Annotated in this window: 14 protein-coding genes; 9 read left to right on the forward strand and 5 right to left on the reverse strand. The window is 59.6% G+C overall.

The annotated features are described in order from the left end of the window. Positions 1-105: 105 nt before the first annotated feature. Both PHP59_RS03185 and PHP59_RS03190 read left to right on the forward strand, forming a co-directional pair. Positions 106-1,281, forward strand: a complete 1,176-nt coding sequence (locus PHP59_RS03185) for a tubulin/FtsZ family protein (RefSeq protein WP_300163484.1) — start codon at positions 106-108, stop codon at positions 1,279-1,281. A gap of 5 nt (positions 1,282-1,286) precedes the next feature. After that, positions 1,287-2,405 (forward strand): hypothetical protein, encoded by a 1,119-nt coding sequence (locus PHP59_RS03190; protein WP_300163487.1) that lies wholly within the window; start codon positions 1,287-1,289, stop codon positions 2,403-2,405. 660 nt (positions 2,406-3,065) lie between these two features. Here the strand turns inward: PHP59_RS03190 and PHP59_RS03195 are convergent. From PHP59_RS03195 to cobS, 5 genes are all read right to left on the reverse strand, one after another. Beyond that, positions 3,066-4,667, reverse strand: coding sequence for a flippase activity-associated protein Agl23 (locus PHP59_RS03195; RefSeq protein WP_300163490.1), 1,602 nt, complete (start codon positions 4,665-4,667; stop codon positions 3,066-3,068). 4 nt (positions 4,668-4,671) lie between these two features. Continuing rightward, the gene (gene rpsJ, locus PHP59_RS03200; protein ID WP_067052113.1) at positions 4,672-4,980 is read right to left on the reverse strand and encodes a 30S ribosomal protein S10; all 309 of its coding nucleotides are present in this window, start codon (positions 4,978-4,980) and stop codon (positions 4,672-4,674) included. 21 nt (positions 4,981-5,001) lie between these two features. Next, positions 5,002-6,282 carry a translation elongation factor EF-1 subunit alpha gene (gene tuf / locus PHP59_RS03205; RefSeq protein WP_300163495.1) on the reverse strand — a complete coding sequence of 427 codons (1,281 nt, stop codon included), beginning with the start codon at positions 6,280-6,282 and terminating at the stop codon, positions 5,002-5,004. Positions 6,283-6,741: 459 nt separating this feature from the next. Next, complete coding sequence (locus tag PHP59_RS03210; RefSeq protein WP_300163498.1) at positions 6,742-7,608, reverse strand: 4Fe-4S binding protein; 867 nt, start codon at positions 7,606-7,608, stop codon at positions 6,742-6,744. A gap of 44 nt (positions 7,609-7,652) precedes the next feature. Beyond that, positions 7,653-8,366: an adenosylcobinamide-GDP ribazoletransferase gene (cobS, locus tag PHP59_RS03215; RefSeq protein WP_300163501.1), complete on the reverse strand. Its 714-nt coding sequence runs from the start codon at positions 8,364-8,366 to the stop codon at positions 7,653-7,655. 205 nt (positions 8,367-8,571) lie between these two features. On the opposite strand from cobS, the gene PHP59_RS03220 reads away from it, so the two are divergent. From PHP59_RS03220 to PHP59_RS03250, 7 genes are all read left to right on the forward strand, one after another. After that, positions 8,572-10,353: a DUF3344 domain-containing protein gene (locus PHP59_RS03220; RefSeq protein ID WP_300163504.1), complete on the forward strand. Its 1,782-nt coding sequence runs from the start codon at positions 8,572-8,574 to the stop codon at positions 10,351-10,353. Beyond that, a complete protein-coding gene (locus PHP59_RS03225) occupies positions 10,340-11,314 on the forward strand; it encodes a DUF3344 domain-containing protein (RefSeq protein ID WP_300163507.1) in 975 nt (324 codons plus the stop codon). Before PHP59_RS03220 ends, PHP59_RS03225 begins: the two co-directional genes overlap by 14 nt. Before the next feature lie 4 nt (positions 11,315-11,318). Next, positions 11,319-11,987, forward strand: coding sequence for an ABC transporter ATP-binding protein (locus PHP59_RS03230; RefSeq protein WP_300163510.1), 669 nt, complete (start codon positions 11,319-11,321; stop codon positions 11,985-11,987). Beyond that, complete coding sequence (locus tag PHP59_RS03235) at positions 11,984-13,207, forward strand: ABC transporter permease (protein WP_300163513.1); 1,224 nt, start codon at positions 11,984-11,986, stop codon at positions 13,205-13,207. Before PHP59_RS03230 ends, PHP59_RS03235 begins: the two co-directional genes overlap by 4 nt. A gap of 2 nt (positions 13,208-13,209) precedes the next feature. After that, a complete protein-coding gene (locus PHP59_RS03240; protein WP_300163516.1) occupies positions 13,210-17,244 on the forward strand; it encodes a DUF3344 domain-containing protein in 4,035 nt (1,344 codons plus the stop codon). Between the two features lie 235 nt (positions 17,245-17,479). Beyond that, positions 17,480-17,668 carry a hypothetical protein gene (locus PHP59_RS03245; RefSeq protein WP_300163519.1) on the forward strand — a complete coding sequence of 63 codons (189 nt, stop codon included), beginning with the start codon at positions 17,480-17,482 and terminating at the stop codon, positions 17,666-17,668. Positions 17,669-17,690: 22 nt separating this feature from the next. Beyond that, positions 17,691-17,846, forward strand: a complete 156-nt coding sequence (locus PHP59_RS03250; protein ID WP_300163523.1) for a hypothetical protein — start codon at positions 17,691-17,693, stop codon at positions 17,844-17,846. The last annotated feature ends 777 nt before the right edge of the window (positions 17,847-18,623 follow it).

Here is an 18,623-nt window from a genome sequence, read left to right on the forward strand (position 1 = left end):
AAAGCGCATAAGAAAGTTTTTGAACTCATGGGAGAACTTTACTATTAGCTAGATACCAGCAATAGTGTCCTTATACATATGGAGCCGACTGGATGGTGTAACTGAATGAGGGTATTTTTCATAGGATTCGGTCAGGCTGGCGGGAAGGTCGTTGACATGTTTATCGAGCAGGACAGAGTGTCCGGCTCGAATAACTTCAGGGGCATCGTCGTCAACACCGCCCGCACCGACCTGATGGGGCTAAAGCATATCGAACTTAAAGATCGGATTCTCATCGGCCAGACAGTGGTCAAGGGGCACGGCGTGGGCACCGACAACGTCACCGGCGCACGGATCGCCGCGGACGAGATCGACTCGGTCATCAATGCGATCGACACGCGCGGCACCCATGACGTCGACGCCTTTGTCATCGTCGCCGGTCTTGGCGGAGGAACCGGGTCGGGTGGCTCCCCTGTGCTCGCCCGGCACCTGAAGAGGATCTACCGTGAGCCTGTCTACGCGCTCGGTCTCATCCCCGCGCCGGAAGAGGGGAGGCTGTACACCTACAATGCGGCACGCAGTCTCTCCACGCTTGTCAACGAGGCCGACAACGTCTTCGTCTTCGACAATGCCGCCTGGAAGAACGAGGGCGAGAGCGTCAAGACCGCGTACTCCCGTCTGAACGACGAGATCGTCAGGCGTTTCGGCGTCCTCTTCCGTGCCGGCGAGGTCGGCAAGGCCGGCGTCGGCGAGATGGTCGTCGATTCGTCCGAGGTGATCAACACCCTCCGCGGCGGCGGGATCACGAGTGTCGGCTATGCCGTCACCGAGGTCGTGAGCGAGCGGACGAAGCAGAAGAAAGGGTTCTTCGGGGGCCTGCGTAATACGTTCTCGAACAAGGAGCAGGCCGAGGAGATGCTGACCGGCGAGGACAAGTCCGCGAAGATCATCGCCCTCGTCCGCCGGGCCATGCTCGGGCGTCTGACCCTCCCCTGCGACTACTCGACTGCGGAGCGTGCGCTTGTTCTCGTCGCCGGCAACCCGGAAGAGATGGACCGGAAAGGTGTCGAGAAGGCGAAGAGCTGGGTCGAGGAGAACATCGCCGGTGTCGAGGTCCGTGGCGGCGACTATCCGGTTGCCAGCAACTATGTCGCGGCCGTGGTCGTCCTTGCGACCATTGGCGAGGCCCCGCGGGTTCGCGAACTCTTTGAAATTGCAAAGCAGACGAAAGAGGATGTTATCCAGTCGAAGAAGCGCTCTTCGATGTTCGATGACTCCGATGTCGATCCATTGTTTGAGTGAGGACTATGAGGACGATAACAAAGGTATTGATCGGGCTTCTCATTGTCGCCTGTCTCGTCCAGGCGGCAACTGCAGCGTCAAGTTACACGGTTTCAGGAAATCCGGCGGTCAGTCCGTCATCGGGAGATCTCACCCCCGGCGAGAAAGTGACCGTTTCCATGAAGATAACGCCGAAGGAGACGGCCGACAAGTACGAAGACGACCTGCTGGAGTTCTACTCCGACCTTGACAACATCAAGTGGACGTACTATGTCTCGGTCGACGGCAAGGACACGACAGGCGGCAAACCGACGGTCTCTTCCAGCCGCAATCTCCGGCTCAGCGTGTGGCTCCTTGAGTATAAGGGCGACGAGGCCCTTATCGTCGACTTCGAGGGGACTGTCCCGAAGGTGACGAGCACCCAGGAGAAGATTATCACCAGGTACAGGCAGGTCGATGCCAATTACAGGGTCCGGGATGGCACCGAGTACGTGATCAAGCGGACGGTCGTGAACCCGCAGGATGTCCAGGCAAACATCGGCACGGCAAAGACCCGCCTGAACACCCTCAAGGCCGACATCGACGAGAAGATCTCCCTTGGCGTCGACACCTCGGCGGCCCAGACGAAGTACGAAGAGGCGAAGGCCGCGATCAACCGTGCCGAGGCGACCTCCGACTATGCGGCGGCCCAGAAGGACCTGACCACAGCGCAGGACGCCATGGCCGTTGCAGAGACCGCACTCTCCCAGGCCTGGGCCCAGAAGGCGATCACGGACACCCAGACTACCATCGGCCAGATCGACGGGATCATCACCTACTTCGAGGTGGAGAGGAAGATGAGCACCGACCAGCGGGTGATCAACCTCAAGACCCAGCGCGACCTCGCGGCCCAGTCTCTCTCTGCGGCGAACGAGAAGATGAACGCGAAGGACTATAACTCTGCCAGGATCAAGGCGAGCGAGGCCTACCAGAAGGCGAACTCCACTCTCACCACGGGGACGCAGGTCCGCCAGGAGGTCGGCGAGGGTTTCTCCTTCAACTTCGGGAACCTCCCGCTCTATATCGGTGCTGGTGTCCTGATCGTCCTCATCGTCGCCGGTGTGCTCCACTTCAGGGGCCGGAGAAAGTGGGACGAACTGGGATAAACCATATTTACCATCAGTCGGCCAGGGAGACCTCGTCTCTCTATTCTTTTTTGCCTGTTTCTCTTTCTGGTCTGTGTTTTCGATTGCTACCTGTCGTTTCGGTTTCTCGAACTCACTTCGTTCGCCCGGCCATGGTTTTCTCGACCTTCTCTGGTCGTCACTCAAACTGCGGATAGGGCCAGGGAAGAGTGAACAGGAAATTCCGGGGGGAGATAACCACTTCCTAATGGCGGGGGGATGAGGGGTGCGAACGAAGTGAGCATGAGAAAATCTTTGATTTTCGAGCGGCAGCCCCCCGGCACAGGTATTCTGACCCTGCAACGTTCTTACAACTGCCATCCCTCAATCAGGCCCCGGGGGGCAAGGCCCCCCAGACCCCTACATCAGGATAGGGGCAGGGATGGAAGAGCGCGGGACGGGAGATGGATCAGGAGAGAGTACGAAGAATCAGTGGACCGTGACGACAATTCCCCGTCTATCCCGAGGGGGTTTCGGTGACGTCGTCCTCCGGCACGTGAAACCGATCCGCCGCCGTCCCCGCCCCCGCAACCGGAGACATGGTGGTCCCCAGGCACTCCATTCATAGGATAAGGCCGGGAAAGATCGGACACAGATCCCGAGGAGGGAGAGGGTCATCCCCCCTCTGCAAAAAAAAAGGATTCAGGCCGATGTCACGTTTCTCGTAAAGACATCGAGCTTCATGTTCCCCATCTTCCCGTCGCGGAGGACGTAATACTGGAGGAGACGGTCCTTGTTGTCGTACCACGAGAACCAGTAGTTGAGGTTGTAGGTCTTTTTCTCAAAACCCGGGAGAGAATCATAACTCTCCTGGTCCGAGGCGATGACCACGTCGAACTTTCCGTTCTTGAAAGTGCTCTCATCGATCTTCCGCCCGTAATAACTCAGATTCGCCGCCCGGTCGCCGCGGTAGTACCACGGCAGCGGCCAGTAGCGATCGGAGGCGATCGCCGTCGCGTTCGAGGCGTCGATCAGGGCCATCACCTCCCGCATGTCCTCGGAGTTCTGGACCTGCACGATCGGTTCGTTCACGTCGGCCGGGACATAGGCGACATGCCAGAGGGCGAGCACCAGGAAGATGCTCGACACTACGGCAACCACCGCCTTCTTCTTCGTCATCGCGTAGGTGGCGACGAAGATGAGGGGCAGGAGCTGGTGGACGATGAGCCAGGGCACTTTCTCGCCGATATAGGCATAGGCCACAAGCGAGAGGACCATCCAGACGATACAGAACCTGAAGAACTCCTCTTTCTTGTCGAAGGGGGGATCGGCGGCTACGGGCACGTGGCCGTTGATCTGTGCAAGGGACGTCTCGACGACCTCGTGCAGGCTCTGGACCGCCGTCTCCGCCTTCTTTCGCCCCTTCTGAATAAACCGGGCCGTGCCCACAATGGCAAGGGCGAAGATCGGCAGCTCGTACAGCAGGAAGAAGATGATGTAGAAGAAGAACGGGCCGCCGAGCCTTTCCTGTTCGTGCATCGCCCACCAGTGACCGACGGCGTCGGGCACCCAGGTGAGCACCCGCTCGGGGTTGGCGCCGAAGGACGAGTAGAAGATGGCGATCACCCCGCCCATGACCAGGATGCCCAGGACGAAGTCGCGTATCCACCCCTTCCGGAGTTTCACCTTCTGTGTCCAGAGGAGGTACAGGATGTACGCCGCGAAGATGCCGAGCACGATCGGCATGTTCTCCTTGGACGAGATGCCGAGGCCCGCCGCAAGTCCTGCAAGGACGGCGTACCGCACCTGGCCCCGCTCGAAGTAGAGGATCAGGGCGAGGAGAAGGACGAACGTCAGGAAGAGAATGAAGATGTCGTTCCTGAGAAACCGTGAGAAATACACCATGTTCGGCGAGATCGCAAGGAACAGGGCCGCGACCAGCGCCTGCATCCGGTCGAGATATCCCAGGCGGTACAGGGGGTACACCAGGGCCACGACCATGGTGCCGAGAAACGCCGGGACAAGCCTGCCGACAAGGTCGGAGTCGCCGAAAAGGGCGAACATCCCGGCCGTCACGTAGTAGAGGAGAGGGCCGTGATACGAGGGGTCGTAGATATAGGTGCCCTCGGTCAGGAGTTTGTACGAAAACCACGCGTGGATGGCCTCGTCGTGGTGAAAGAGTTTGAGATCCAGGAATGCGAACCGCAGGACCGCCGCAAGCACGAAGATAAAAAAAAATAGTCTCTCAAATGAGAGAGATTTCTGGATTCGAATGGCAAATCCGGCGGCGGAGGTGCCGCTCACAGCATCAACTCTCCAGCACGATCTCGATGCCGATATCCTTCGGCACCTGGATACGCATCAGCTGCCTGAGAGCACGCTCGTCGGCGTCGATGTCGATGAGCCGCTTGTGCACGCGCATCTGCCAGCGATCCCAGGTCGCTGTTCCCTCGCCATCAGGGCTCTTCCGGATCGGGACGACAAGCTTCTTGGTGGGCAGAGGGATCGGCCCTGCCAGATTCACGCCTGTCCTCTCAGCGATTTCCCTGATCCTGTCGCAGACCATCTCAACCTTATCGTAGTCCGTCCCTGAAAGGCGTATTCTGGCTTTTTGCATTGACTTCACCCACTGACTGACTTATCTCATCTGCTTTGCCTGGATGTCGATGCACATGCCGGCGGCAATCGTCGATCCCATATCACGGACCGCGAAGCGGCCGAGCTGCGGGATCTCCTTGATCTTCTCGATGACCATCGGGCGGGTCGGGCGGATCTTGACGATCGCTGCATCGCCGGTCTTGAGGAAGGTCGGGTTCTCTTCCTTGACCTGGCCGGTGCGCGGGTCGAGCTTCTTCACGAGTTCGGTGAAGGTGCAGGCGACCTGTGCGGTGTGGCAGTGGAAGACCGGGGTGTAACCGACGGTGATCGCGCTCGGGTGGTGAAGAACGACGATCTGTGCGGTGAACTCCTCGGCAACGGTCGGCGGAGCCTCGACGGGACCACAGACGTCGCCACGGCGGATCTCGTTCTTGGAGACGCCACGGACGTTGAAGCCGACGTTGTCACCCGGAAGCGCCTCGAGTTCTTCCTCGTGGTGCATCTCGATGGACTTGATTTCGCCGTTCACATTTGCCGGCATGAAGGAGACCTTCATTCCCTTCTTCATGATGCCGGTCTCGATACGGCCGACAGGCACGGTGCCGACGCCGGAGATCGTGTAGACATCCTGAAGCGGGAGGCGGAGCGGAAGGCTCGTGGGTTTCTCGGGCTCCTTGAGCGCGTTGAGTGCTTCGATGACCGACGGACCGGTGTACCACGGGGTCTTCTCGTTGGTCTTCGGCTTGATGTTGGTCCCTTCGTACGAGGAGATCGGAATGAACGGAACTTCCGACGGCTTGAAGCCGACCATCTTCAGAAGCTGGGAGAGCTGTTCCTTGACTTCGTTGTAACGCTTCTCATCGTACTTGACTGCGTCCATCTTGTTGATGCCGACGATGAGCTGGTTGATACCGAGGGTCCTCGAAAGGAAGACGTGCTCCTTGGTCTGCTCCATGACACCGTCGGGTGCGGCGACGACAAGAAGTGCGGCATCGGCCTGGGATGCGCCGGTGATCATGTTCTTAACGAAGTCACGGTGACCCGGGCAGTCCACGACGGTGAAGTAGTACTTCTCCGTGTCGAAGCGCTTGTGAGCGATATCGATCGTGATACCGCGGTCACGCTCTTCCTTGAGACTGTCCATGACCCATGCGAACTCAAAGGTACCCTTGCCCTTGGATTCGGCTTCCTTTCTGAATCCCTCAATGATATGAGGCGCTACGGCTCCTGTCTCGAAGAGAATGCGACCGACGGTAGTCGACTTGCCGTGGTCGATGTGCCCGATGACAGCGAGGTTCATGTGTGGTTTTTCGGTTGCCATTGGTTATCCTCCACTCAAATATGGGACTGTTTACACAGTCGGATTGAAGCGAGTATCATATATTGGGCATCGATCTATATAAACCATTTCGATATCCATCTGCTCTCTGGTCCGCGGGGTTTATACTGGAGTATCGACACCCTCAAATTCCTGATTGTACAAACACTCAGTGTCCTATGAAAACACTGGAGTTCCACCGCGATACTGAAAAAGGCAGGGTAACCGTGACCTGCGCTACGGGAGAGGTTTCTGTCTACAGTCACTGCGCTTACTGTAAAAACTGTACGGGCGTCAGAGTGGGCAAAAGGGTGCTCCCTGCCCCGCAACATGACACACTGAAAAAATCTGCCGGCATCGGGATGGACGAGAACCTCCTCAATGCTGCGATGATGTTCAACTCTCTGGTGCGGGACGGCGACGCGATCGCCTGTGCCGATGATGCCTGCGCCGGCTATGTATCTATGTTTCTCCGCTGAACTCTTCCCGGATCTTCTTGCGGAAATCCTCAAAGCCGATCTCGTCGAGCTGGTCGGCGAGGTGCCTTCCGCTCCATGCTTTTCTGAAGATCCAGTAGACGGTCTTGTCGACCACTGCCAGGGCCTCCTCCTCGGTCTCGACGGTGACGAGTTCGCGGCCTGGCGCAGGGTGCCGTCCCCGCCGCCCCCCGACGGTGATGAGGTAGTGGCGATACTCCGACTTCAGGAGGTCGAAGGGGCAGGACTGAACACAGATCCCGCACTGGACACATTTTTCCGGGATGAGCTCTGAGATCCCGTTCCTGATCAGGATCGCCTTTTCCTTGCAGTATTCGGCGCAGGTCCCGCATCCTGTGCAGAGTCCTTCGATGCGAAGGGGCCGGATCCTGCCCACGATCCCGATCTCGTTGAGCACCGGGCTTGTGCAGGCGTTTGGACATCCTGAAAGCGAGATCCTCACACGGATTGGCATGTCTTTCCCGAAGACCCGCTCGTCGATCCTCCGGGCGAGGTCATAGGTTTCGATATTGGAGAACTTGCACTGCGCCGTGCCAGGGCAGGCGATGATATTGACGACCTCGTCGTGCTCTGCCCCGAGGGGCGTTCCGTTCTTTTCGAGGTCGCGGGCGATCGCCTCGATGTTGTCGGGGTCCACCTGAGGGATCTCCAGGGTCTGGCGGGTGGTGAGGTGGACCTCGCCGTTCCCGTATTTTCTGGCGATCTCGGCGAGGCCGGCCATTTTATCTACCGGGAGGACCCCTGCCGGGATCCTGACCCTGATAACACAGAGATCAGGGTTTCTCTGGGTGATCACCCCGCCCTGCAGGTAGGTTGCTGTTTTCTGCATCATCGTGAATAGATCCGGGGAGGGGAGAATAAAAAGGTGTATGCGCCCTAGATCGCGAGAGCGATAATGGCCGCCGCCCGTACGATCTCGTTTGCGGCGCCGGCGACGTCGCCGTTTACGCCGCCGAAGAGGCGGTACGCAAGGGCGATGAGGAGGGCGGTGACGATCCCGGTCGCGAGGAGGGCCTTCAGGAGGGGGACCGGGCCTGCCAGGAGGACGAGGGGAACGACCGGGAGCAGGGCGAGGCCCGCGAACCAGGGCCGTGCAAAGCTGTGGAGATAGGCATGGATGCCCTCGTGGAAGGGTGTGCCGAGGGCGGTGATCCCGGCCATGGCAAGTTTTGCGCAGACCTCGGCTGTCAGGACGGCGAGGGGGATTGAGGCGACGGTGGAGAGGCCCTGGACGGCGAGGAGGGTCGTGAGGATGCCGCAGGCGACGCCCCCCGCGCCGATCTGCCTGTCGGTGAGGGCCGTGATCCTCTTCTCACGGCTGCCGTGCGCCATCAGGCCGTCCCCGAGGTCGAGGAGGCCGTCGAAGTGGTTTGCCCCGGAGACGATGATCGCCGCGGCGACCGCTGCGGCTGCGGCGAGGCCTGGGTTGCCGGAGAGGAGGAAGGCGACGCCTGCGGCGCACCCGCCGGTGACCCACCCGGCAACAGGGTAGAGCCAGGAGTGGCGCGCGAAGGCGTCGAAGTCTGCGGGCCGTCCGAGCGGGAGGACGGTGCAGAACTGGAGGAGAGCGCGGATTGCATTCAGGGGCATGGTATGTACTGTTTCCGGGTCTGTTGCAATAAGGCCTCTGCTATCTGCTCCCGAAGGCCGTGTCCTGTCAGCGGCCCCTTCAAAAAGGCCGGAAAGTCCTTGCAGAATGATCCGGGGGTGGCGGATTACGATTTATATTTTGTAACATACCATCTCACATCATTTAGAACATTTTTAATAACTGGCGCCATCATCTGAATATCATATGCGCTCCATCCCCCCTCATTCCATACTTTTCGGTATCGTTCTGGCGGCGATCGTCCTTGCGGCTCCCGTATCGGCAGTCTATGATTTCGAAGGCATCCCTCTCGACGTGGTCGCGCAGGGGGAGGTGCAGGGCGACGTCCTCACCTTCGGGACCTACGGACTCGTGGCCCCTCCCCAGGAGTTGTCCTTTTCCCTCCCTTCAAGGCCCGTATGGGCCCGCGTCTACACCGGCGTCTGGGGAGGGACAGAACGGTATACCGGATGGGAAGAACTTACCGTCAATAACGGCGTCCCGGTCAGGAGGAATCTCTTCGGGATAGACGATCGCCATGACGAGACCTATGTGACCGGCTATGGCGTCTACTGGATCGCGCACGACTGTACGACCGCGCTTCACGGCGGAAAGAACACGATCTCTCTTGCGACCAGCAGGGGCCAGGCCGAGAGCAAGATCGACGGCCGGGTCTATGGCATCTTCGTCGTCGCCGTTGTGGAAGATAAATTTGGGCCTGTCACGAAGTACTGGATCGCCGAAGGAAACGAGAACCTCCATGGCGAGGGCTGGGCCGGCACCAACCCCACCAGGCACGACAGTTGCGAGGTCTCCTTCGACCGGGCCGACCCGGCGGTTCTGACCGGTGCAAATCTCTCCATTCTCCTTCTGGCCTCGACGAAGGGACAGCCCGACTATGTCGTCTTCAACGGGCAGGACCTCGGCGTCCCTCCGGCCGATATGTCGAATTATCCCGACGGCGCCCTGGATATCGGTGACGAACGATGCGGTAATGCCATGGGCGGGGCCGGGACCGATACCCGGTACGTCGATTTCGAGACCTTCCCTGTCGGCGCTCTTCTCAAAGAGAATAACACCATTCTCTTCGAGCGTGGGCGGGACCTGGACGGCGACGGCGTCATCACCACGACAGGAACGAAGCCCGAAGGCGAGGATTATATCCACCCCAGCATTGCCATTCTCACCGCCAGAGTGTCCGGCACACAGAGCGGTTCCGACATTACGGTCGACACGCCGCGGGTGAAAGGGGCCTATGCCGGCGAGGAGGCCACGGTGCTTGCGACCGTGAGGAACTACGGGTCGAAGCCCGCCGGAAAGATCCCGGTGACCTTCTCGGTCGACGGAAAAGTTGTGCAGACCGTTGCCGCCGACCCGGCCGCGTCGGGCGTCCAGGAGGTCCGGGCGAACATGACCCTTGCCGAAGGCCGGCGCACGATCTCCGTGCGGGCCGGAGAGAGTGCCGAAGCCTCGGTCCAGGTCAGGGTCGGAACGATCCCCGACCTTTCGGTGCGCATCGGGGCGCCGGTGAGCGCGGGGGCCGGGACGACCGGAAGCCAGCAGTCGCCTCTTCCCCTCTTTGCCGCGTGTGCGGGGTTGTTTATCGCCGCGTTCCTGGTGCGGCGCCCGCCCGGTGGTAAGTGTGCCGCCGTCCTCATTGCGGGGGCGGTCATTGTCTCTTCATGCCCGCTGATCGCGCCGCCGGCGGCCGCCGCCGGGTATGCGGACTATACCGTGCCGGTCACGATCACGAACAGCGGCGGGAGCGACGCGCCCTCCTTCGACCTCACCATCTATCTTGACGGTGCGAGAGCAGCAGTGAAACACATCGACGACGGCGTGAAGGCCGGGGAGACGGTCACGATCGATGTCCCGCTCTATACGACGCCCGGTAAGCACCGGCTCAGGATCGTCGCGGACGAGAGCGGTGCGGTCAGGGATGCGAACCCGGGGAACAATGCCGCGGAGGGCGACTATGTCTTCCCGTAAGATCGCGGCGCTCGTCGCCCTGGTCGTGCTCCTCTCTCTCCTCGCCCCCGCGTCGGCCACCTATGCCGGGGACCACCCCCTCGACACGGCGCTCCACGACGAGTTCAGGGGCGATTATATCTTTACTGCGGGGAACGGCACATATAGCGGCGCCGTCAAGCCCGGGGGCAGATATGCCGTCGCATATGACTTCGAACTCCCTCTCAACGCGACGGTCAGGTACCAGCGCCTCTATGTCTACTGGTCCTGGAGCAAGATCGACCAGAAGGCGATCTACCCTGCGATCTCGGTCACCCGCACGGATACGGGCGAGCAGGTGAACAGGACCGGGAGATATGCAGACTCCAAGGGTTTCGTGAGCAGCAACGACTTCTTCTCCGGCATGGACATCTTCGAGACCGGTGGCGTCGAACCCGGGAAGAACACTTTTTCCGTCGTCCTGGAAAACACGGCCGACGACAACCGGACCTTCGTCGTCCAGGGGATCGGGGTGCTCGCGGTCTACGAGAACCCCTCGTCGCCTGAAGCGATCGTCTGGGTCAAGGAGGGGGCCGACCTCCTGTACAGCAACTATGGGATCACGCCCGCGATGGCGACAGGCCGGATCGACTTCGAAGGGACGATCGACCGGTCCTCCCTCTCGTCGGCCGAACTCCTGCTCGTCGCCCCTTCCGGTGGGTACACGCGGGAGAATATCCCGGTGATCAACCGCCTCTTCGTGAACCGCGAGGGCGAGTCCAGCATGCCGTCCTTCTTCGAAGCGATCATTTCCGCCGTCTTCCCGGGATCGAATGGGAAGGAATGGGTGAACGTCTTCGACTCCGACGAAACGAAGCAGGTCGGGATCGACCGGCGGGACGTCCTCCCGTACCTGCGGTCTGAAAACAATTTTGCTGCCGTGCAGGACGAGAAAGACTATCTTGTCCTGACAAATGCCGTTCTCAGGCTGGAACGGAGGTGATCAGATGAATATTGTTATGGAAACCCACGGCCTGACCAAGGCCTACACCGACCAGGTGGTCGCACTCCGCGACGTGAATATCGCCCTCGAAAAGGGGGAGTTCGTCACCCTTCTCGGGCGGAGCGGGAGCGGCAAGAGCACCCTCATGAACATCCTCGGCGGACTCGACAGTCCGACGGCCGGGGACGTCGTCGTCAACGGGAAGCGCATCAACTTCGAGGACGGGCAGGCGCTCGTCGCCCTGAGACGCGAGGCGCTCGGTTTCGTCTTTCAGAACTACAACCTCATCCCCACGATGACGGCGCAGGAGAACGTGGAGTATCCCCTGCTCTTCAACTACCAGACACGGTCTGTCAGGGAGGAAAGTGCCCTGAAACTCCTCGACCTGGTGGGCCTTGGCAACCGGACGAGCCACTACCCGCGCGAGATGAGCGGGGGCGAGCAGCAGCGGGTGGCGATCGCCCGCGCCCTTGTCGGGAACCCGTCGATCGTCCTTGCCGACGAGCCGACCGGGAACCTGGACTCGAAGACGAGCGACGGGATCTTCGAGTTGATGCGCACGGTGAACAGGGAGAGGGAGACGACCTTCCTGATCGTCACCCATGAACGGGAACTCGGAAAGCGGGCCGACCGTTCCATAGAACTCCTCGACGGGAGGGTGATTTCATCATGAAAATGGAGAAATTTCTTGAGTACCTGAAGATTTCGGCACGGCAGGTGTCGCGGAAACGGATGCGCGTGCTGCTGACCGCCCTCGGCATCGCGATCGGTGTCGCGGCAGTGGTGGGGACAGTCTCCCTCGGGGAAGGGATCCGCTACCAGGCGGTGGAGGCGATCAAGGACCAGACAGACCTGACCCTCATCGAGGCGACGGCCGATATGCGGGGGGGGACGCTCCAGTTGATCACCCCGGCGAAGATCGACGAAATTTCGAGTCTATCGCATATAGGGGCGTCTTCGGCGATTGTCAGGGGCGCCTATGCGACAAAACGACAGACCTATCTCGGGGTCGTGGGCGTGGACCCGGGCGGTATCGGCGGGGTGATCCAGCCGAAGTACCTTAAAGGAGTACCTTTCGAGGCCGGGACGCGGCAGGCTGTCCTCGGTCACGACCTTGCCGAGTCCCTCCAGCGGTACGAAGGGATACGCCTGGGCGACACGATCCCGATCCTGGTCCGCGAGTACGACGAGAGCGGCATGCCCGTCGACACCGAGGTGGACTTCACCCTTGTCGGCGTCCTGCAGGAGCGGGACGACCAGTTCGACCAGGTGATGCTCATCGACCGCGGTGTCGCGCAGGAACTCCGCGGCGATGCGGCGTCGTTCGACGGCGTCCTTGTCAGGGTTGATAGTCCTGATACGGTCTTCTCCGTCGTGGACGGGATCAAGGGTCTCGGGCTCACCGCCACCGGAGCGTTCGAGCAGATCGAGTCGGTGAACAAACTTATGGACGTGGTCGTCCTGCTCCTTGCGTTCTTTGCGGGCGTGGCCCTGATCGTGGGGGCGCTGATGATCATGAACACGATGATCACGTCGGTCTTCGAACGGACCCGGGAGATCGGGATCACGATGGCCGTCGGTGCGTCGTCGGGCGACGTGGTCAGGCTCATCCTCTATGAGTGCCTGTTTATCGGCCTGATCGGCGGGGTGCTCGGGGACCTGCTCGGCATCGCTTTTGCGGGTGCGATCAATCTCGTCGGGAAACCGTTCATCATCGCGCAACTCGGCGACACCTTTGCCACGTTTGCCGATACCGATATCACCATGGTCACGCCCGGGATTCTCCTGCTCGGCATCGTCATCGCCATCGCCCTCTCCCAGATCTCGGGTTTCTATCCGGCGTTGAAGGCGGCAAAACTCGATCCCGTGGCGGCGATCAGGACGGGGGTGTAAAGATGGCCCCTATGGAAAGAGCGGCGTGTCTTCTCCTCCTCCTGCTCCTGTTGCCCGTCTGTGCGGCCGCAGACCAGTACGTGGGCGGGATCCCGCTCACGACCGTCGAAGACGGCGTCGTGTCCGGGGGGGTCTATGTACGCTCCTTCGTCGGCAAGGCGAACGAGCGTGACGTCTCGGAGACGTTCACCCTCCCGGAGTACACGACGGTCAAATGGGCCCGCCTCTATACCTCCGTCTACTGCGGCCATATGCAGAACAACTACGAACACCGGGCGACCGTCCAGTTCGACGGCGGCAGCGGCATGCGGACGCTGGGCGTCGAAGACCTGCGGGTGCCGTACTCCTTCCCGATCGATGAGGGAACAGGGCCGGTCGCGGTGAACGATCACTGCAACCGTGTGACGAGCGACTACCTGATGTGGTACGACGTCACCGACGCCATCAGGAAAGGAACGGTGACGGCCCATGTGAAGACCGAACAGCCCGAAGGGTTCAAGGGTACTTTCGACGGCAGGATCAAGATCGTCACCCTGGTCGTCGCCTACGATGATGGTGACGGTGACGAAGTGTATTACTGGGTGAACCAGGGCCACGATGTCCATTCGTACTATGTCGAGGAGTACCTCGGCGAGACGTACGAGGGCGAGACGACTTTTGACACCGCTGTTCTCCCCGAAGACGACGAACGGGAGTATGCGGCGGATCTTTCGATCGTCCACATGGCGAGTCAGGTCGGAGAGTTTTCTTTCAATGACGAGGATCTCGATGCAGATCCATCCCAGGGGGCCTATTCCGGATACCAGACCTGGGACGTCACCGCCGAGATCTCGCCGGAGAAGAGCAGCGAACTCACCTACACCCGCGACCTGAGCGTCTCCGGGAGCGGTGGGGGATATCTGGGTGCGTTCTTCAAGATCCCGCTGGCCGTTCTCACGGTGAAGTATCCTGAGAAGGATGTCGGGGGCCTCGCGGTGACCTCGTCCCCTGCCGGTGCGACGATCGTCCTTGACGACGAACAGACCTCGCGGGTCACGAATGCGACGATCAACGGCATCGCCGCGGGAGACCACATGGTCAGGGTCGAACTGGACCGGTACCGCATCCCCGACGACCGCTCCGTCGAGGTGAAGAAGGGTGCGAATACTACGGTCCACTTTGATCTCCAGCCGATCACCGGGAGCATCGAGGTGACGTCCGAGCCGTCGGGGGCGTGGGTGTACCTCGACGGCGGGGGATATAATAATCAGAATATGTCGGTTCAGACGCCGGCGACCCTGGACGGTCTCATCATCGGGGAATATACGGTAGAGGCACGTCTGAACGGTCAATGTTCATATAAGACCGTGCCTGTCCTGGAGGACGAGACAGCTGTCGTGGACCTGGTGTTCGGGTCGTCCGGGGGCGATTCGGATGGCTCCATACCCGACTACGGCTATACCGGGATGCCGCTGAAGACGTACCAGACCGGGACGCTCCATGGGAATGTCTCGTATTATGAGTTCAGCAGTTATACCGGCCTTATCCATGCCGGAGAGAGCAGGGAGTTTTCCATCGATATTCCCTCGAATGATACGGTCGGGCTGGCCAGACTGTACATCTATACGACGTGGGGGCATGACGAGACGCTCAAGAAAGGAACGGAGCAGAGGATCACCCTGAAGGTCGACGGTATTGTTTTCCCGGCAGACAGGGTGTACGGCGACAGGAAAAACGAGGGGGTCTATGATTATCTCCTGGAAACCTTCGCCTATAATGTGACCTGCATGAAGGGCGGCGTGGCGGGTACGCATACGGTGACGGTCACGAACGACGGGCGGAAGGACGACGTCTTCGCGACCTACGGTGTCGGCGTCCTTGTCGTCACCGAGGATCCGGCCCTCCCCGAGATTACCTACTGGATCGATGAAGGTTCCGATACCCTCTATGCGAACCCCGACTTCGGGACGACGAACGACGACTGCATCACGACGGCACCGTTCAACGGCACGGTCGTTCTCTCCGGGATCGGGACTGCCCGGCTGATTCTCATATCGACGGCAGCGTCGGGAGAGGATAACGACGAGCACAGGATCACATTCAACGACGGCGAGTGGTTCAATCTCCTCACCGGCGGTTCGTCGGCGATCAGCGTCGCAGAACTGGATGTCAGGCCCTATCTTGTGACGTCGGGAAACCTGGCCGGGATCCAGAGTTACATCACCACGACGAAGGGCGACTATATGGAGAACAGGGGTGCCGTCCTGGTCGTCAGAAAGGGAGGTGCCGTGGCCGGCAACGAGACCACGGTGAGCGAGACCGAGACGGCCACAGTGAAGAGGCCGTCCGCCGGGAGCAACACGCGGGTCGCGCTCAACGAGTCGGGAGGACGTCTGGGTGCGACGCGTCTCCTCTCCGATGACGGCACTTTCGAAGTTTTTATTCCCGAGGGAACGGTGATCACCGATGATGCGGGGAAACGCGTCACGGTGCTGACGCTGAAATCGTCGTGGGTCGGCGATAACTGGTCCTGTACGATCGGGGATGCGGATCTGCAGACTGACATTTCCCTTCTGCTGGTCGTCCATACGGGCCGCCTCAACCTCTCCGGCACCTTCGGTCTCCTCGGGCCTGATGGGCACACCGTCGAGACGACGTCCGAGGAGAGCGATCTTTCTGCCAGGATTACGCGGGGCGGCGTCTATACCCTGGTGCCCGGCGGCAAGGAACAGCCTGAAAAGACTTTCGCGGATCAGGTGTCCGATTTCTTCGGGGGCGTCGTCACGGCTATTCTTGGCATCTTCGGCGTCCATGCCGAAGAGAAGGTCGTGTCGGTGGAGAGGAACGAAACTGTGCCGACGGTAGTCGAGACGATTGCCCCTGCCGCGACCGAAACGCCGGTCGATATATCCTCGATGACGTTTGCGGTCTCGCTTCTTTCGAACCCGCCGGGGGCCCTGGTCGATCTCGACGGGGAGTATCTCGGGAAGACGACGCCGGTGACGATCACGGCCGCCGGGGGAGATCATGTGGTGAGGATGAGGCTGGAAGGTGCCGATCCCGTGGAAAAGACGATCCATCTTGCACATGACGACGAACTTGCCCTCGATTTCGAGACGATTGGGGGCCAGCAGTTCGATCTCGATTCGTTACGTGCGTGGGACGCGAACCGGTACGGCGGGGTGTATGTTGACTCCTTCCCTGAGGGGGCCGAGATCTATGTGGACGGCAAGAAGACGGGAAGAAAGACGCCGTGGCTGGCGTACGGGTTGAAGGAGGGCCTGCACACGATTAAAGTGAAACTGGGCAAGGTGGAGTTTGCATCTGAAAAAGAAAGTGTATGGGTGCATAAAAATGCCGTCTCCTCGGTGACGTTCACCACCGGTCCGGAGGGGATCGCGTGTTCGATCTCCGTGGATTCGAATGGTCTCTCAGGATGCCCGTTCTCGGTGAAAGGCAGATATCTCGGGTATAAACTCCCGAAGAAGGTCGAGGTCGGCGGCGGGATCAACAGGTATGTCACGGTGTGCGTGAACGGGAGTTATATCTCGGAAAAAGTCTCGGATTTCATGGCATCAAACGGGACCCTGACGATCAGGAAGGATGTGCCGACGCCGTGTTCGGTCATGGTCGCCTCGAAACCTGTGGGAGCCGATATTTTTGTCGACGGGTTTGCGACGGGTGTTGCCACGCCCTATTGCATCGAAAATCTTTCCCCGGGGCGGCACCTGATCTCGGTCTCGAAACCAGGATATGCCCCGGCAGAGCGGACTGTCATGCTGGTGGGTGCGGCAACGTCTGGGCCGAGTGCGAACGTCGACCTGAGGATGGTCCCCTATGCGTACGGGTCGTTGACAGTTGACAGCACGTCGCCAGGTGCGAAGATCTACCTGTTTGGCAAGGATACCGGGGAGAAGACGCCGTTTTCGTTCTATTACATCCCGATCGGGTCGTACGACGTGAAGGTGGTGAGCAAGGACGGGTCGAAGACGGTTGAGGACGTGGTGGTGGAGCCGTATACGAATACCGAATGCCGTGTGGACCTTTCAAAACAGTGAATTTTTGATCCATTTACCCCTTTTTTTGCGGAGGCGGTTCGGTCATCCCGTACGTTTCGTATGCTCCGCATTCCGTGCCGTTTATCTCAATTTTTTCACTAATTGTAATACCAAATATAATAATAATAATCTGATCTGATACGAATAATATTATTTTATGTGTTGCTCGGTTGAGGTCCGGTGCCGGTGCGGCCCCCTGCCCCCCACGCATTGAAATGAAGTATGTGAGGTAAAAATGAAATCTGGCAGAATGTGCATGCTGGCGGTGCTCCTGATGGCGGCGCCGGTGGCGGCATGGCCGACGAATTATTCCTATGACGGCTATACCCTTTTGACCAACGAAAGCGGCACCCTGAAAGGGTTCGTTTACATGGACAAAGAGCGCCGGGTCGTACCAGGAACTCTCGAACACCTCCAGCGGTAGCGACACCACGCTCTCCGGCGAGGTGACCTCGAACATCGGCAATTACATCGTCAACGGCGACGTGACGGTGCTTGCGGTGCAGAAGAGTGCGTCGTATTATGATGAACAGGCTGAGATGGATCGTCTGTCTCATGTTGACACCGACTACGTGAAACCGGTCGTCGAACGGAAGGTCTGACCACCAACCTCATTTTTGACCGGCGCGGGGAACCGGCCACTGGACGGCCTCCCCTTCCGGTTGCAGGACAGCATGTCGAGTGTGCGTCAGCACCTACGGCATTTTCCCCGAAGCGGTGGCCGAAAACCGGTCAAGATTGTAACGACACCTGCAACGGTGAACGCCGCCACCACCGCCGCAACGACAACTGCCCTCGCAACAGAGTCCGGCGGTGTCACGCTGACCTCGATCGCCCGGGTCATTGTCGTTGCTGTGGCTATCGCAGGCAGGTATCTCTTCGTGAAGAGGCGCTCAACCTATATTTTTTCGGGGAAAGCGAGGCCGGATCAGATCCTTATCCGGCCATTTTCATTCCCATTTCAGTCGCAGAACTCTCTCATCGTAGTTATTAAAATTGCTAGTGAAGGTGCCAAAAATAACAATTAGAATAACAATGTTACGATCAAATGTGAATGATGTGAATATATATCATATCAAATGAAGAGTAGAACACTAATAATTGACTCCATAACCGTCTGTCCGGCGATGGGGAACACAGGTGAATTTGGAATGCAAGACGGAGTTGAACGAAGTATGTCACGATTATTTCTGGTTCTTTGTATCGCTGCACTGCTGTGCATGACTGCGCTTGCTGCGCCTGCGAACAGTGTGGGAGAGTGGATGTGATGATATCTGTAGAGAAAACTGTGTGTCTTCTCCTCATCCTGCTCGTGGTGCCGGTCGGTGCCGCTGCCGATCAGTGCGTGGGCGGCATCCCGCTCACAACTGTTCAAGAAG

The organism is Methanofollis sp., assembly GCF_028702905.1.
In the GTDB taxonomy this organism is placed as follows: Archaea; Halobacteriota; Methanomicrobia; order Methanomicrobiales; family Methanofollaceae; genus Methanofollis.

Bases quoted from the DNA above. Each gene is read 5' to 3' on its own strand.
- PHP59_RS03225 (WP_300163507.1), top strand. From the start codon at position 10,340: ATGTCTTCCCGTAAGATCGCGGCGCTCGTCGCCCTGGTCGTGCTCCTC.
- rpsJ (WP_067052113.1), bottom strand. From the start codon at position 4,980: ATGCAAAAAGCCAGAATACGCCTTTCAGGGACGGACTACGATAAGGTT.
- PHP59_RS03190 (WP_300163487.1), top strand. From the start codon at position 1,287: ATGAGGACGATAACAAAGGTATTGATCGGGCTTCTCATTGTCGCCTGT.
- PHP59_RS03245 (WP_300163519.1), top strand. From the start codon at position 17,480: ATGAAATCTGGCAGAATGTGCATGCTGGCGGTGCTCCTGATGGCGGCG.
- cobS (WP_300163501.1), bottom strand. From the start codon at position 8,366: ATGCCCCTGAATGCAATCCGCGCTCTCCTCCAGTTCTGCACCGTCCTC.
- PHP59_RS03220 (WP_300163504.1), top strand. From the start codon at position 8,572: ATGCGCTCCATCCCCCCTCATTCCATACTTTTCGGTATCGTTCTGGCG.
- PHP59_RS03210 (WP_300163498.1), bottom strand. From the start codon at position 7,608: ATGATGCAGAAAACAGCAACCTACCTGCAGGGCGGGGTGATCACCCAG.
- PHP59_RS03185 (WP_300163484.1), top strand. From the start codon at position 106: ATGAGGGTATTTTTCATAGGATTCGGTCAGGCTGGCGGGAAGGTCGTT.
- tuf (WP_300163495.1), bottom strand. From the start codon at position 6,282: ATGGCAACCGAAAAACCACACATGAACCTCGCTGTCATCGGGCACATC.
- PHP59_RS03230 (WP_300163510.1), top strand. From the start codon at position 11,319: ATGAATATTGTTATGGAAACCCACGGCCTGACCAAGGCCTACACCGAC.
- PHP59_RS03235 (WP_300163513.1), top strand. From the start codon at position 11,984: ATGAAAATGGAGAAATTTCTTGAGTACCTGAAGATTTCGGCACGGCAG.
- PHP59_RS03240 (WP_300163516.1), top strand. From the start codon at position 13,210: ATGGCCCCTATGGAAAGAGCGGCGTGTCTTCTCCTCCTCCTGCTCCTG.